Annotated in this window: 16 protein-coding genes and 2 pseudogenes; 7 read left to right on the top strand and 11 right to left on the bottom strand. The window is 68.1% G+C overall.

Features of this window, described 5'->3' with window-relative positions:
* Positions 1-458 precede the first annotated feature (458 nt).
* From D3261_RS16295 to D3261_RS16275, 5 genes and pseudogenes are all read right to left on the bottom strand, one after another.
* Positions 459-830 (bottom strand): HesB/IscA family protein, encoded by a 372-nt coding sequence (locus D3261_RS16295; RefSeq protein ID WP_394337586.1) that lies wholly within the window; start codon positions 828-830, stop codon positions 459-461.
* A 602-nt stretch (positions 831-1,432) separates the two neighbouring features.
* Complete coding sequence (gene hisD / locus D3261_RS16290; RefSeq protein ID WP_120074189.1) at positions 1,433-2,740, bottom strand: histidinol dehydrogenase; 1,308 nt, start codon at positions 2,738-2,740, stop codon at positions 1,433-1,435.
* A gap of 40 nt (positions 2,741-2,780) precedes the next feature.
* Entirely contained in the window at positions 2,781-2,993 is a 213-nt protein-coding gene (locus tag D3261_RS16285) for a hypothetical protein (protein ID WP_120074187.1), read from the bottom strand.
* 60 nt (positions 2,994-3,053) lie between these two features.
* A complete protein-coding gene (locus D3261_RS16280) occupies positions 3,054-3,824 on the bottom strand; it encodes an SDR family NAD(P)-dependent oxidoreductase (protein ID WP_120074196.1) in 771 nt (256 codons plus the stop codon).
* Positions 3,825-3,893: 69 nt separating this feature from the next.
* Positions 3,894-4,418, bottom strand: a pseudogene (locus D3261_RS16275) (GNAT family N-acetyltransferase); the annotation flags it as partial.
* 73 nt (positions 4,419-4,491) lie between these two features.
* Between D3261_RS16275 and D3261_RS16270 the strand changes: the two are divergent.
* From D3261_RS16270 to D3261_RS16250, 5 genes are all read left to right on the top strand, one after another.
* Positions 4,492-5,064: a class I SAM-dependent methyltransferase gene (locus D3261_RS16270; protein ID WP_120074185.1), complete on the top strand. Its 573-nt coding sequence runs from the start codon at positions 4,492-4,494 to the stop codon at positions 5,062-5,064.
* A 19-nt stretch (positions 5,065-5,083) separates the two neighbouring features.
* A complete protein-coding gene (locus tag D3261_RS16265; RefSeq protein ID WP_120074183.1) occupies positions 5,084-5,536 on the top strand; it encodes a DUF3054 domain-containing protein in 453 nt (150 codons plus the stop codon).
* A 166-nt stretch (positions 5,537-5,702) separates the two neighbouring features.
* A complete protein-coding gene (locus D3261_RS16260; protein ID WP_120074181.1) occupies positions 5,703-5,924 on the top strand; it encodes a hypothetical protein in 222 nt (73 codons plus the stop codon).
* Positions 5,925-6,019: 95 nt separating this feature from the next.
* On the top strand, positions 6,020-6,868 hold the full coding sequence (locus D3261_RS16255) for an alpha/beta fold hydrolase (protein WP_120074180.1): 849 nt from the start codon (positions 6,020-6,022) through the stop codon (positions 6,866-6,868).
* A 43-nt stretch (positions 6,869-6,911) separates the two neighbouring features.
* On the top strand, positions 6,912-7,916 hold the full coding sequence (locus D3261_RS16250; protein WP_120074178.1) for an ornithine cyclodeaminase family protein: 1,005 nt from the start codon (positions 6,912-6,914) through the stop codon (positions 7,914-7,916).
* A gap of 1 nt (position 7,917) precedes the next feature.
* On the opposite strand, the gene D3261_RS16245 is transcribed toward D3261_RS16250, so the two are convergent.
* From D3261_RS16245 to D3261_RS16230, 4 genes are all read right to left on the bottom strand, one after another.
* On the bottom strand, positions 7,918-8,799 hold the full coding sequence (locus D3261_RS16245; RefSeq protein ID WP_120074176.1) for an NAD(P)/FAD-dependent oxidoreductase: 882 nt from the start codon (positions 8,797-8,799) through the stop codon (positions 7,918-7,920).
* Positions 8,796-10,043: an ABC transporter substrate-binding protein gene (locus D3261_RS16240; RefSeq protein ID WP_120074174.1), complete on the bottom strand. Its 1,248-nt coding sequence runs from the start codon at positions 10,041-10,043 to the stop codon at positions 8,796-8,798. The genes D3261_RS16245 and D3261_RS16240 overlap by 4 nt, the downstream gene beginning before the upstream one ends.
* 67 nt (positions 10,044-10,110) lie before the next feature.
* Positions 10,111-10,593 carry a hypothetical protein gene (locus D3261_RS16235; RefSeq protein WP_120074173.1) on the bottom strand — a complete coding sequence of 161 codons (483 nt, stop codon included), beginning with the start codon at positions 10,591-10,593 and terminating at the stop codon, positions 10,111-10,113.
* A 52-nt stretch (positions 10,594-10,645) separates the two neighbouring features.
* Positions 10,646-11,656 carry a presenilin family intramembrane aspartyl protease PSH gene (locus tag D3261_RS16230; protein WP_120074194.1) on the bottom strand — a complete coding sequence of 337 codons (1,011 nt, stop codon included), beginning with the start codon at positions 11,654-11,656 and terminating at the stop codon, positions 10,646-10,648.
* Positions 11,657-11,833: 177 nt separating this feature from the next.
* On the opposite strand from D3261_RS16230, the gene D3261_RS16225 reads away from it, so the two are divergent.
* Positions 11,834-12,700, top strand: coding sequence for a YihY/virulence factor BrkB family protein (locus D3261_RS16225; RefSeq protein WP_120074171.1), 867 nt, complete (start codon positions 11,834-11,836; stop codon positions 12,698-12,700).
* Between the two features lies 1 nt (position 12,701).
* On the opposite strand, the gene D3261_RS16220 is transcribed toward D3261_RS16225, so the two are convergent.
* Positions 12,702-12,923: an H/ACA ribonucleoprotein complex subunit GAR1 gene (locus tag D3261_RS16220; protein WP_120074169.1), complete on the bottom strand. Its 222-nt coding sequence runs from the start codon at positions 12,921-12,923 to the stop codon at positions 12,702-12,704.
* Positions 12,920-13,198 carry a signal recognition particle subunit SRP19 gene (srp19, locus tag D3261_RS16215; protein ID WP_120074167.1) on the bottom strand — a complete coding sequence of 93 codons (279 nt, stop codon included), beginning with the start codon at positions 13,196-13,198 and terminating at the stop codon, positions 12,920-12,922. The genes D3261_RS16220 and srp19 overlap by 4 nt, the downstream gene beginning before the upstream one ends.
* A 115-nt stretch (positions 13,199-13,313) precedes the next feature.
* Between srp19 and D3261_RS16210 the strand changes: the two are divergent.
* A pseudogene (locus D3261_RS16210) lies at positions 13,314-13,772 on the top strand (helix-turn-helix domain-containing protein); the annotation flags it as partial.
* Positions 13,773-14,387 lie beyond the last annotated feature (615 nt).

Below are 14,387 nucleotides of genomic sequence, written 5' to 3'. Positions count from 1 at the left end.
GTGTCACCGAGCCCACGGAAGATGGGTATCGACTCGTTGATTCGGACCCCGATCTCGACGAGTTCTTCCCCGACGTGAGCGAGTGAGGTGCGCGAGCGGGGCGCGCCCCGCGAGCGCCGCGGGGCGGTGCGGTTGCGGTGCCTGGTGTCTCGGCGAGCGTGAGCGAGCCGAGGCTCAGGAGAGCAGTGCTCTCCTGGTGGATGAAGGGCGAGGCGGGAGTGCGAGCGTAGCGAGCACCGCGAACGGAGTGAGCGCGCCGAGGGCTTCGGCGGAGGCGGAAGCGGTGCTGTGCGGGGCGGTTGCGGAAAGTGAGGGAATTGCACCGCGAGCGAACGGAGTGAGCGAGCGGGCCGACGACTGACTGGAAGGAAGGAGGAGGCTTTTGATCCACATTTTGCCAGCGAGGCCGCTTTGCGGCCGAGCGCAGCAAAAGGTGGGCGTTCGAGAGGTGGGGGTTCCTAGGTCCGGAACGACTCGCCGCAGCCGCACTCGCTCACGACGTTCGGGTTCTCCACGTGAAAGCCCGCGCCCTGGAGGCCGCCCTCGAAGTCGAGGACGCTGCCGCCGATGTAGTTCATGCTCGCGGGGTCGACGAAGATCCGGAGGTCGTGGTGTTCGTAGACCTGGTCGTCCTCCTCGGGCTCGCCGTCGAAGCGCATTCCGTAGGAAAGCCCGGCACAGCCGCCCTGCTGGACGAACAACCGAAGGCCCGCGATGTCGGTGTCCATGCCTTCGCCTTCGAGGAGGTCGAGTGCCTGTTCGGCGGCCGACGTCGAGACGTCGATCTCGGTCGCGGTGTCGGCGGTTCCAGCCGTGCTCATACGTCTCATATTCGCCGGGGAAAGTTAACCATGACGCCCCACTTTTTCCGAGGAGCCTGAGCGAGTCGGCGGCGAGCGAACGGCGACGAGGAAAACCTGTCTTCGTGAGCGCGAAGCGCGAACGAAGTCGTTCGAAACGCCGAAGGCGTTTCGCGATGCCGAAAACGCGAAGCGTTTTCGAGCAGCTCGGAAGACGAGCGTAGCGAGTCTTCCGGCGGACTAAAAACTGCCGCTCGCTCGGCCTCCGGCCTCACTCGCGGTACAGTCACTACTGACTCCCCCTCCGCTTCCGCCCCGCAACCGCCACACGCCTCCCCAACCGATTCGCTCCGTTCGCTGCGCTCACTCCACTCATCCACCGTCAGAGCGGAGCTCTGACGAGCCTGCGCTCGCAGTACTCGCGCAGACCTCGCACAGTGTTCGCGGTCGCGCGCTCACCGTGGCTCACGGGTCACTTCGTTCCCCGTCCGCATTCGAGGTTCTCGCTTCGCTCGAACCTCGCCGTTCGCCCACGACCGCGAGCGCGCGCCAACCGCTCCAACCGCCGACCGCACCCGCTCCGACCGCACCACCGAACGCGCCCCGACAGCACTACCGAACCGCACCAGCCCTCACTCCCGAAGTCGCTCGTCGTTCTCCATCTCTGATTCATGCTCACGAAGCCTGATGGCGACGCTTTCGGCGTGGGCATCCAGCCCTTCGGCCCGCGCGAGCGTCTCGACGGTCTCCCCGATGTCGTCGAGCGCGTCGGCCGAGAGCCGCTGCACCGTTGTCGACCGCAGGAACGTCTCCACCGACAACCCGCCCGCGACCCGCGCGCCGCCGCCGGTGGGCAGCACGTGGTTCGGCCCGGCGGCGTAATCGCCCGCCGCGACGGGCGAATACGGCCCCAAAAACGCACTTCCGGCACTACTGATCCGGTCGAGCAGCGCCTCGTCCTCGTCGGCCTGGATCGAGAGGTGCTCGGCGGCGTACTCCTCACAGAACAACACCGCCTCCGGCATCGAACGCGCGAGGAACACCCCGCTGGCGTCGCTTTCGAGCGCCTTTCGGATCGTCTCCGCCCGCTCGCCCTCGATACCCGCCTCGACCGCCGCCGCGACCGCCTCCGCGAGGTCCTCGTCGGCTGTCACCGCAACCGCGGAGGCGTTCGCGTCGTGCTCGGCCTGGGCGATCAGGTCCGCCGCCACGAACGCCGGATCCGCCGTCCCGTCAGCCAGCACACAAACCTCGCTCGGCCCCGCGAGGAAGTCGATCGCGCAGTCGTTTCGGACTGCGGCCTTCGCCGCCGTCACCCATCGATTTCCCGGCCCGACGACCTTCTGCACGCGCGAGACCGACTCCGTCCCGTACGCCAGCGCCGCCACCGCCTGCGCACCGCCGACTTGATACACCTCGTCCGCACCGGCGACGTGGAGCGCCGCGAGCGTCGCGGGGTTGATCTCGTCGGCCGGCGGCGTCGCCACCGCGACCGTCTCGACGCCCGCGACCTTCGCTGGAATCACCGTCATCAGCGCGCTGGAGGGGTAGGCCGCCGCTCCGCCCGGCACGTACGCCCCGACCCGATCTATCGGTCGGTACCGTCGTCCGAGTTCTCGGCCATCGAAGTCCTCGCGCCAGTCCTCGGGGACCTGGCGCTCGTGGAACTCACGGATGTTCTCGGCCGCCGTCTCGATGGCCTCCCGCAGACCCGCGTCGATCTCGTCGTACGCGCGCTCGGCCGCGTCGGTCACGTCGAGCGATCCCACGGTCGTCTCGTCGAACTCCTCGGCGAACTCCCGGAGCGCGACGTCGCCCTCCGTGCGAACCCGCTCGACGATCTCGGCGACGTCGCCCTCGATGTCGTCGATCCCCGCGTCGCGCTCGAACACCGCACGGCGCTCGTCGGGCGAGAGGTCGGCGACGGCTCTCACGTCCATACCTCCCCTTACCGCGGGCGTCAAAACGGCTTGCGGTGTCTCACTCCCGGATCGCGGCGATCCCGAGCTTCGAGAGGGTCGCTCGCACGAGCAGATAACAGATCAACCCGAAGGCTGCGAGCGTCGTCGGGGCCGCCAGCACGCGCGCGGTCCGATAGGGAAGCACCAACCGCGAGAACCCGAGGATCACGAAGCTCACGAGGATCAACCCGAACGCGACGAACGAGAGCTTCACGAACCCCGCTTTGTCCATCGATCGGCACTCGGCGCGGTCGCGAATGAAACTGTCGCCCGCCGCAGAAATCGGCTCGCCTTACCGGTCCTTCGCGCCCCAGCCGAACGCGGTCCAGCCGCCGTCGGCGTGGAGCACTTCCCCGGTCATGTAGTGGTCGTGGGAGGCGAGGAACGAGACGCAGTTCGCGACCTCTTCTGGGGTGCCGAACCGGTCCAGCGGCGTCCGGTCTCGGACGTCCTGTTCGGTGAAGTCGGCCTCCTCCTGGGCCTCCGCTGCCATATCGGTCATGATGTAGCCCGGCGCGAGCGCGTTGACGTAGATGTCGTGTTCGGCCCACTCGACGGCGAGACACCGCGTGAGGTTGTTGACGCCGCCCTTCGAGGTGTTGTAGGGCGTTCTATCCTGCTGGCCCATCTCGCCCATCATGCTCGAGATGTTCACGATGTCGCCGCCGTCGCCCTGCTCGATCATCCGCTTGCCGACGGCCTGGGCGCAGTAGAAGGGGCCAGTGAGGTTCACGTCCATCACCTGCTGCCAGTCCTCGGGCGTGATCTCCTCGGCCGGCCCGCGAATGTTGATCCCCGCGTTGTTCACGAGGACGTCTACTCGGCCGAACTCCTCGACGGTCCGCTCGACCAGCCGTTCGACCGACTCCTTCTGGCTCACGTCGACTTCCACCGCGAGCGCCGACCCGCCGTCCGCCTCGATCCCCTCGGCGACTGCCTCCGAGTCCTCGACCGAGCGCGAACAGACCACGACGTTCGCGCCGTCCGCGGCGAGCGTCTCTGCGACCTCTTTCCCGATCCCTCTGCTCGACCCCGTGACGATAGCGGTCCTGTTTTCGACCATCGTTAGCCCGACCTCGCCACCGGATGTTAACCCTGTTGCACTCCCCTCCGACGACGAACCGCGTTCCTCCGTCGGTGGATCGAGCCGTGCCGGCGGATCCCGGTCGACTCGCGACGCCAGAAACTCGCTTTCGTCCGCCGAGAGGTCGCGGGCGCGGTAGACGTCGAGTCCCGACTGGTAAGCCGCGCGCGAGCGCTCGCTCGGACGTTCGAGCACGAGTTCGGCGAGGCCGGTCTCCCGGCCGGTGTAGCCGAAACCGGCCTTGTGGAGCGCCTCGTAGGCGAACGGGTTGTTGACCGCGATCCGGAGGCGGCCGTACCCATGGGTAAGCGCCCGCTCGGCGGCGAACGCCGCGAGGCGCGCCCCCAACCCCTCACCACGACGGTCGGTTCGAACGGTGATGTACCGGAGCCAGAGGGTGCTCGGATCGGTGCGGTCCTCGTTGAACGCGACCGCGCCGAGGACCTCGTCCCCCTCGCGCGCGACCGCCTTCCCGGTCGAGGACATCACGAACTTGCCGGCGTACGCGAACTGCCGGTAATCGAGGTCGAGCGTCGGCCCGTCCTCGGGCCAGCCGCAGAACGCGTACTCCATACGTTTCCTTCGGCGCGAGCGCCATCCCTCCTTCGCCGCACGACTTAAGCGGCGGCCGGTGCGAGTGAGCGTCATGCAGCCGCCGGGCGACGTCGCGCGATTCGACCGGTTCGCGCGCCACTACGAGCGACTCATGCCCGCGAGCGACGTCGGTCCGATACGGGCGGGGCTCGTGCTCGCCGACCGCGAGCTCCACCGCGTGCTCGACGTCGGCGGCGGGACGGGCCGAGCGGTGCGCGCGCTCGGGGTCCCGGAACGGGTCGTGGTCGACGCCGCCCCCGGGATGCTCGCCGAGGCGCGCCGACGGGGACTGGGCTGTGTGCTCGGGGACGCGGCACGACTCCCCGTCGCCGACGCCAGCGTCGACGCGGTGCTCATCGTGGACGCGCTCCATCACGTCGCCGACCAAACGGGCGCGCTCGCGGAGGCCGAACGCGTCCTCCGGCCGGGCGGGGTGCTCGTCTGTCGCGAGTTCGACCGCTCGACCGTCCCCGGGCTCCTGCTCGCGACGGGCGAACGCCTCGTCGGCTTCGACTCCGAGTTCTTCACCCCCGACGAGCTCGCGTTCGCGGTCGAACGCGTCGGGCTCGACGCCGCGATCCCGGTTCGCGGCTTCGGCTTCACCGTCGCCGGCGTCAAGCGCTGAGCGCGAAAACGAGTCTTACATGCCGCTCGCGCCCCTCGACCGACCCATGAGCAACGCCGTCGGTTCCCTCGGAGGCCGCATCGACGTCTCGGGGACGACCCTCGGGCTCGCGGTCGGTGACATCGTCCTGATCGGCCTGTTCGTCGTCGCGGGCGAACTCCAGCACGGCTACAGCCTCACCGCCCAGCCCGGCCGGATCGTCGGTACCGCGCTCCCGTTCGTCATCGGCTGGGTCGTCGCATCCGTGCTCGCAGGTGTCTACACGCCCGCCGTGTACCGCGTCCCCCGCTCGGCCGCCGTCCGCACGGCCCTCGCGTGGGTCGGCGCGGCGCTCGTCGGCCAGGCGCTCCGCGCGACCGCCCTCTTCCATGGGGACTTCGCGCTCGCGTTCGTCCTCGTCTCGCTCGGCGTCGGGCTCGTCCTCCTGGTCCCGTGGCGCGTCGCCGTCGCCGCGCTCGCCGGTCGTTCCTGAGACCCCGTCCCCCGTTGTCACCGTTCGGTCCTCAGCGATTCACGTCGACGATCTCTAACCCATAACTTATAGAAAACCTCCATGTGATCTCAGCAATTCGTACCTCTCGCTCACGAACCACCTATGGGAAACACTTATGTGACGCACCTCCGTATCATTGAGTATAATGGCTCAGTACTACGACTACATCCTCGGACTCATTCCGCTCGCGCTCGGCGGTATCACCACCCTCCTCGTCGCCTTCGGCGTTTCACTCACGCTCGCCGTCCCGCTCGCGGCGGCCGTCGCGGTCGCGCTCATCGGTCACGGCCTCTTCGTTCGCTCGCCGGGTGCCGACACCCAGCCCGCCCCGCAGCCCAACGGCGGCTCGCTCAACTCGGCCGAATAATTTCTCCCTCTCTTCGACTTCTCTGCTGACTACTGCTTTTACAACGCGTTTCGGTCACGGCTCGACTCAAGCACGTTCCCGACGGAGAGGACCGTATGACCGCTACACCGTTCGAACCACTCTACGACCGAGCCGTCGCGGAACTCCTCGACGGCCCGGTGGAGGAGCGGCGAATCGAGACCGCCGTGGGCGAGACCCACCTGCTGCTCGCCGGTGACCCCGACGCGAAACCGCTGCTCGTCCTCCAGGGCGGGAACGTCACGACCCCGGTCACGCTCGCGTGGGTCGAGGCGCTCGCGGACGAGTACCGGCTGCTCGCGCCCGACACGCCCGGACAGCCGGGAAAGACGACGGCCCGAACGGCGGACTACGGCCGGTGGCTCGTGGCGCTCCTCGATGGGCTCGGGGTCGAGGCGGTTCCGGCGGTCGGTCTCTCCCACGGTTCGGGGGTGCTCCTCGAAGCCCTCGTCCGCGCCCCCGACCGGTTCGAATCGGTCTCGCTGGTCGTTCCGGCGGGCTTCGGTGTCGGCCCCCCGGCCGGGCTGGCGAGGGTCGGGGTCCCGTCGCTCGCCTACCGCTACCTCCCGCAGCCCTGGCTGCTCGACCGCGCGCTCGGATCGCTGGCGACCGAACCACCGGGGTCGTTCCCGCCCGTCGTCCGCGACACCATCGCGGCCGCGCTCCGAACCGCCGACCTCATGACCGGATTCCCCGGCCCGACGCGCGACGCGCTTCGAACCGTCGGGGTACCCGTGTTCGGCGTGGTCGCGGCCGACGACCCGTTCTTCCCGGCTCGAACGATCGGCCCCCGCATCCGGACGACCTTCCTGGAGTGCCGGGAGGTCCTCACCCTTCCCGACGAACGGCACTTCCTCGGCCCGGCGGGGCGGTCGCGGCTGTGTCACGCGCTTCGCGGCTTCCTCGAATCCGAAGCGACGGGGTGACTTGAGCCACCACTCATAAAGCCTCGCTCGCCCTTGTGTCCGTATGACCGACGACGGAACGCTGTTTCTGACCAGCGAGGAGTGTGCGGGGCTCGCGACGCCCGAGGAGTACGTCCGGGCGGTGCGCGAGGGCTACCGCCAGCGCGGCGAGGGCGCGCCCGCCGCGCCGCGGACGAAGCTCACGAACGCGGATCCTCCAGGGATGCTCACGGACTACACCGCCATCCTGCCCGAGACGGGCGCGATGGGCGGTTACATGTACGCCGCGGGCTTCGGCAACCGCGACGCCCAGTTCGTCCAGCCGGTGTTCGACGCCGAGTCGGGGGCCCTGATCGCCCTGCTCGACGGCGCGAGCATCAACCCGTTCAAGACCGGCGCGGCGGGCGCGGTCGGCGTCGACGCGCTCGCGCGAACGGACGCGACGACGCTCGCGGTCATCGGGAGCGGTGCCCAGGCCCGCGGTCAGCTCCGGGCCTGTGCGACCGTTCGGAGCTTCGAGACGGTGAACGTCTACTCGCCGACCGCGGAGAACCGGGAGAAATTCGCCGCCGAGATGAACGAACAGCTCGACCCCGCAGTGGCGGCCGTGGCGTCGAGCGACGCCGCGGTCGAAGGTGCGGACGTGGTGGTCACCGCGACGAGTGCGTCTGAACCGGTCTTCGACGGCGAACTCCTCGAGGACGGCGCACACGTCACCGCGATGGGCCAGTATCACCCCGAAAAGCACGAACTCGACGCGACCACCATCGAGCGCGCGAAGTACGTCCCCGACCTCCGTGAGCGGGTCATGAACGACGCCGGCTCGTTCATCAACGCCGTCGAGGAGGGCGTCGTGACCGAGGACGATATTCACGCCGAACTCGGCGCGGTCGTCGCGGGCGAGGCTCCCGGCCGTGAGTCCGACGACGAGATAACGGTCTTCGATTCGGGTGGCACCGGGATCGAGACCGTCGCGGCGGGCTATCTGGTCTACGAGAAGGCCCGTGAGGAGGGCCTCGGCACCGAGCTCGCGTTCGCGCCGGGCAGCCAGGCCCTCACCGGCGAATAACTCAGTTCCCGTCCAGATACTCGCGGATCGCGTCGTCGTCGAGCGCGTCGAGCACCCGTTCGGGGCCGACGACGTCGACCAGCCGGCGCACGCCCCGCTCGGCTCGCTGCTCGGCCTCCTCGGGCGGGACGTAGGTCTCGAACGCGTCGTCGATGTACTGCTCCCTGCGCTCGCGCACCCGGTCGTCGTCCGCGGGGTCGACCTCGACCTCGCTCGCGAACCACTCGCGCCAGCGGTCGCGCTCGGCCCACTCGCCGGTGAAGTCCGCGTCACCGCGGAGCCAGTCGTAGTGGGCCGCGACGCCCTCGGGGTAGCCTTCGGCACACCGGTGGTCGAAGAGCAGGCTCCGGGCGACGTGCGCGCCGTTGCCCGCTGCGATCACCGCCTGGACGGTCCGTTCGCCCGCCGGTGCCGCGACGTAGAGGCCATCCACCGGCGTGCGACCGTCGTCGTCCGCGTAGTCCGGGTCGAAGTGTTCGTGGGTCTCACCGCCGTGGTCGTGAGTTTCGAACATCTCGTCGCCGCCGAGCGGTCGGAGGAACGACCCGTCGTACCACGTGGCGGCCACGACGTATGTCGCTGTGATCTGTCGGCCCTCGCTCGTCTCGACCGCGAACCCGTCCCCATCGCGTTCGACGGACTCGACCATCTCGGGGACGACCGAACAGCCCGCCTCTTCAGCCTGGGCGTGGAGCAGTCGGGAGAAGGTCTCGACGTCGATCCCGGCGGGAAATCCAGGGTAGTTTTCGAGGTAGGCACACCGCGGGAGCGCGGCTGCGCCGCGGTCGAATATCGTCGTCCGCAGCCCGTACCGTGCGGTGAACACGCCCGCCGAACAGCCGGTGGGACCGCCGCCGACCACCACCACATCGAGATCGGTCATCCGTCCCCGGTCACGATGTTCGCGACGCGCTGGCGGTCGAAGAGCTGACTGCCGCCGAACGCGTCGGGGTAGACGCCCTGGGCCGCGCGTTCGAGCTGATGGAGGTAGATGATCGGACCCTGGTAGGTCAGCCCGGCGTAGATCACTCGACCGTTCTGGACCGCGCTGAGCTGGGAGGCCACCTCGTGGTTTTCGAGGGGCGTGACGATGTTCTCCTGGAAGTACTGGTCGGTGATCTCGCCCTGCAGGCGTACCGCGAGCACGTCCGGGTCGACCTCGAGCAGCGTCTCGAAGTCGATCGCGCTCCCGCCCGCCTGGGCGTCGGCCACGTCGTTCGCCGCCAGCGCGTCCTCGACGCCGAGGGTCCGCCACTGCTTCGAGGTCGTCCCCTCGCCCACGAGGTAGGGGTAGAACGACTCCGGCGGGACGTCGGCGGGGTAGAGCAGCGCGATCGAGGGGGTCTGGTTCGGAAGGTCGCTCTCGACCGTCGAGTGGACGTCGTCGAGCACCGCGGTGAACGCCTCGGCGCGTCCGCGCTGGTCGAACACCGCACCGAGCTTCCCCAACAGCTCCTCCATCGTGTAGTAGCGGTAGTCGTGCCAGTCGTAGACCTGCGTGAAGGTGGTGTTGCCGAAGAAGGGCGCGACCTGGTTCGTTATCTCCGTGACGTCGCCCTGGCTCCAGCTCAGCCTGTTGACCATGAAGTTGGGGTCGACGACGTGGACGTCGGCGTCAAGTTCGTAGAAGACCTCCTTGCCGACGCTGTCACCCTGGTAGAGTTCGGTGAGGCTGCTCGTATCGACCGAGACCCCCGGGAGGTCGTCGTAGTAGAACGCGCCGTACCGGGCGGCGACGCCGATCGCCGAGAGGCCGTCCGACTGGCCGAGCGCGACGCCCATGTCGGCGTAGTCGCCGGTGAACGGAACCCACGTCTGGGGAACGGAGTCGAACGTGACGCTCCCGACCGGTGCCATCGAGACCGAGTACGACTCTCCAGTCGTCGTCCCGCCGTTCTCGGTGGCTCCACCTTGGTTCGTGGCCCCGTCCGTCGAACCGCCAGCGGTCGATCCGCCGGACCCCGCCGTCGCGCTCGACGGGCCGGCCCCACCGCCCGTTTCGTTGGACCCGTTGCTCCCCGCGTCGTTTCCGCTCGAACAGCCGGCGAACAACCCAGCGAGACCGACCCCAACACCGGTTCTGAGGAACCGGCGGCGCGTCGAGCCATCGGTAGCGTCGCGTGACATACGAATTAGGCTCGCCTAACAAAACATAGCCGTTCCGATCTTTCGGCGGGCCGAAATCTCGCCCGATTCAGGCCCGCGACCCGAGCCACGCGCCGAGCGCCAGCCCGTAGATGAGGTGGCCGGCGTGGAACACCGCCGACTCGTCGGTCGCGAGGTCCATGTCGAGATAGCGCTGGAGGACGACCGCCTCGCCGAAGACCGAGAGGACGAGGCCATAGACGCCGCCGACGACGAGTCCGACCGCCTCCGGGTGGGTTCGGTCGGCGTCTATCACGGCGAGTATCGGTGCGAACAGCCCGCCGGCGATGGCCCCGTAGACCAGATGCAGCCCCAGCGAGTGCAGGTGGTAGTCGTCGGCGTCGCCGCCCAGCCACCGCGCGAGCAGTTCCGCGGTCGGTGGCAGGGCGCGCGCGGTTGGCTCGCGAAAGACCGTCATCACCACCGTGGCGAACGCCCCGGCCTCCAGACCGGTCGCGACCGTCGAGCGCGACAGGCTCGGCCGGGTGTGCTCGTCGGTCGGCGTGCTATCGTTTGTCTCGATGCTGTTCATGGGTCTCCGAACGTTTCGAGTCCCATAGGGTCGCGGTCGGGACTCGCCGGGTTCAGAGGTACGGCCCGAGTCCGAGCGCGGTCACGACCGGGATCCCCGAGGCGACCGCGCCCACGAGGTAGCCGGCGATCGCCCCGCCGTTGAGCAACGGCAGCCCGGCGTGGGCGCGCCCCTTCATCACCAGCCGAAGGAGGACCACGAGGCCGCAGACCGTGCCGACCATCGCGGTGAGCGCGGGGAGCGAGAGCGCGAAGCCCGGTATCAGGGGGCGAGCGGGCGCGAAGAACGCGGCGCTCGCCACCAGCACGCCCGGCATCACCGCGTCACCGAGCCCCACGAAGAACACGTCCCGGTCGCCGGCTCCCGCCGTAGTCGTCTCGTCCGTTTCGCCCTCCTCGCCTTCCCCGCCGTCGGCTTCGACGCTCTCGTCCGCGTTCGCCGTCGGCGAGTCGGCGAGGAACGAGTACGAGAGCGTGAGTGGGATCACGAGCACCACGGGGAGTTTGAGGTCCATCACGCCGTCGGCGAGCGTCAGCATGTGTTCGGTGCCGTAGACCGAGATCGCGTCGTAGACCGCGAGGGCGACCAGCAGGAGTATCGCGGGCAGGAGGCCGAAACTGATACCGAAGATGCCCGCCGCGCCCGCGCCCATCACCACCCCGGCGGCGTCGATGACGTACCACTCGGGGTAGGCGAGCAGCGCGACCGCGAGGACGACCGCCCCGCCGACCGCGAGCGGGTTGAACGTCACGCCCGCGAGGCTCGTCGAGACGGGCGGTGCGAGCACCGAGAAGACGTAGAGCGAGACCAGTCCACTGGAAAACACCACGAACCCCCGGAGGAGCCACTGGATGTCGAGTTTGATCACCGCGAGCATCGCGGCGGTGGCGACGAGGATCGCACCGATGTAGACCGCGCTGTTCGCGGGGTCCGTCGGATTCTCGACGGCCTGGTAGCCCGCGCGCTCGAAGGGGCCGACCAGCGCTACCGCCCCGAGCTGGATCAGCACGAAGACCGCGACCGCCATCGCACCCGCCGCGTACACCCGCGTGCGCTGGTCCATACCTCCACCACCCCCGCCGCCGTCTTCGGGGTTTCGTTCGGTGACTCGTGCGAGCGACCCGTCGGTCACCCACCACGTTCGAACCGGGGTCGACCGCCCTGGACGGGAGGTCACAAAACGACGTCGAAAACCGAACCATTAGGTTGATTCCGCACGTTTCCGGACGGACGAACGCCTATGAGCTTTCGTTCCTCCCGCCCGGTGACTATCGCCCGCGCGATGGTCGCCGAGGTCACGCAGAACCACCTCACCTTCATGGCGGGGAGCCTCGCGTTCTACGCCTTCCTCTCGATGATCCCGCTGTTCCTCCTCAGTTTCATCGCGGCGTCCGTTATCGGCGGCGAGGCGTTCGCCGACCAGATCACCGCGCTGTTCAACTCGACGCTCACCGGGAGCGCACGCGAACTGCTCGCGGACGCCCTCACCGACTCCTCGGGCCAGACCGGCGCGTCCGTGCTGGGCCTCGCGACCCTGCTCTGGAGCGCGCTCAAGCTCTTCCGGGGGCTCGACATCGCGTTCGACGCGGTCTACGGCGTCCGCGACGTCAAGTCCCTCCCCAAACAGCTCCGTGACGCTCTCGTCGTACTCGTGGGCGTCGCCTTCGGGGTCGTGGCCGTCGTGCTCACCGGCGGCGTGCTCGCGTTCGTCCCCGACCTCCCGATCCCCTTTCTCGGTCGCCTCAGCCCGCTCTACCTCGTCGTCGGGCTCACGTTCGTCTTCTTCCCGGTCTACTACTTCGTTCCGGACGTCGACGTCTCGGTGACCGAAGTCCTGCCCGGCACGGTGCTGTCGGCGATCGGGTGGGCGCTGACCCAGTTCGCCTTCCAGATCTACGTGGGCTACGCGGGTCAGTACACGGCCTACGGCATCGTGGGCGGTGTCCTCCTCGTGCTCGTCTGGCTCTACTACAGCTGTCTCGTGCTCCTGTTCGGCGCGGTCACGAACGTCGTCCTCGCGGGGCGGTCGAGCTACCTCGACGAAGGTAGCACGGCGGACGGACCCAGCCTCTTCGACGTCGAGGAGTCGGACCGCTGGCGGTGGTAGCCTACTCGCTGTAGAGGCGCTCGCCGAGCAACCCCGCCGGCGCGTTCGTCGACTTCAGCGCCAGAAACGGTCGGTCGGTCGGCCCGAACACGTCGACGACTTGGCCGACCGTCGAGAGGCTCTGGTCGACGAGCTGGGTGCCGATGTTCGGGTAGCCCTCGTCGTCACACCGGACGATGGCGAGTCCCTGAGCCGTGCCGACCACCTCGCCTGCGCGTTTCATTCCCGGAGTGCGGCGACGTAGACCGCGACGGCTTGGAGGAGGTCCGACTTCCCGTCGTCGTCGGCGTCCTTCACCAGCACACGGCCACGGGCGGTGTGCTCGCGCGGGTAGGTCTTCTCGCGTTCGATCACGGTGTCGTAGCCGACCTGTCCGGCCGCACGAGCGATCTCGTCGACGGTCGGCTCGGGTACCGCGACGCCTCGGGGCACCCGCCGACCCTCGGTTCGACTGCGTCCGGCGTCCAGGTACGCCGGCCAGATGACGTTCTCGACCATGTTCGTGGTTCGCGGTCGGGCGGATAAACCGCTTGCTCCCGACCGATACCGCGACCACCCACACCGCTACCACGGAGACCGCTAGAACTATCCGCTCACCGGATCCACTCACGGTATGGACCATCTCGACGAGATCTCCGTCGAGGAACTGCAGGCGGCCCTCGACGAGGTCGACGGAGCGAAACCCGCACAGCGCCTTCTTGCGGCGATCGCCTACAAGAACGGCGTCAGTCAGACCGAACTCGCCGACTGGTACGGGGTCCAGCGCCGCACCATCTACAGCTGGCTCATGCGGCTCGAATCACGGCCGCTCGCCGACGCGGTCGTCGACGCCGACCGCTCGGGTCGTCCGCGGAAGCTCACCGCCGACCAGCGCGAAGCCTTCGAGGAGACCCTTCAGCAGCCCCCTTCGGAGGTGGGTGTCGATGCCTCCGCGTGGAGCCCACCGCTGGTGCAGCGCTACCTCCGCGAGACCTTCGGCGTCGAGTACTCGCGCCCGAGCTGCCGACGGCTGATGAAGGAAGCGGGGCTCTCCTACCGACCGGCGCGTCGAACCGACTCGGACGGATCGGACGATTCCGGTGGCTGGGTACCCTGATAGGCCGTTCTCGGTGGGTCCCGACCGGTGCCGTTTGTGCGGTTCGGCCGTCCCGTTCGTTGCAATTTCGAGTGAATAGATCTGATCGAACATTGTGGAGGCCGTGATATCCGCGTCATCCAAGATAAATCTCATCTCACGATATAGAACGGCCGGGATCGAAAGTCATGGCTTGACCGGATGAGCGTTCACAAGTGATACCACGGTAGTTCCTCATCGTTATGCGTGCACGACTGTCATCCGCACCTGGTGTCATGCCAAGGGAACGACGGAGGCGGTCAAAATAGCGGGACAGAAACTTGCGGAAAATGTAAGAAGGGGATGGGAAGACCGTTCGTTGGAGGCGGAGTCTGTTGTCACTGCCGTAGATAAACGCTTCAAACGTCACCGTTCATGCCCGACAACGCGGTGTGAAACTGGGTACGAGCATTACTGTACGCCGTGTCGCTGACCCATCCCCCCAACGCCTTCAGCGAAATTTCAACGTTGCTGTAGCTCTCAGGAAAGGTTCACAGAGACTATCATAGAAGGAAACGATGTCCTGCGGTGTTCCCCTCATTGGTAAGCGTTGAGCGAGTGCTTTGCCTCCTA

The organism is Halococcus sp. IIIV-5B, from assembly GCF_003602035.1.
GTDB classification, from domain to species: Archaea; Halobacteriota; Halobacteria; order Halobacteriales; family Halococcaceae; genus Halococcus; species Halococcus salsus.
The sequence above is the reverse complement of the archived record's forward strand: the minus strand, read 5'-3'. Positions and strand labels throughout refer to the sequence as shown.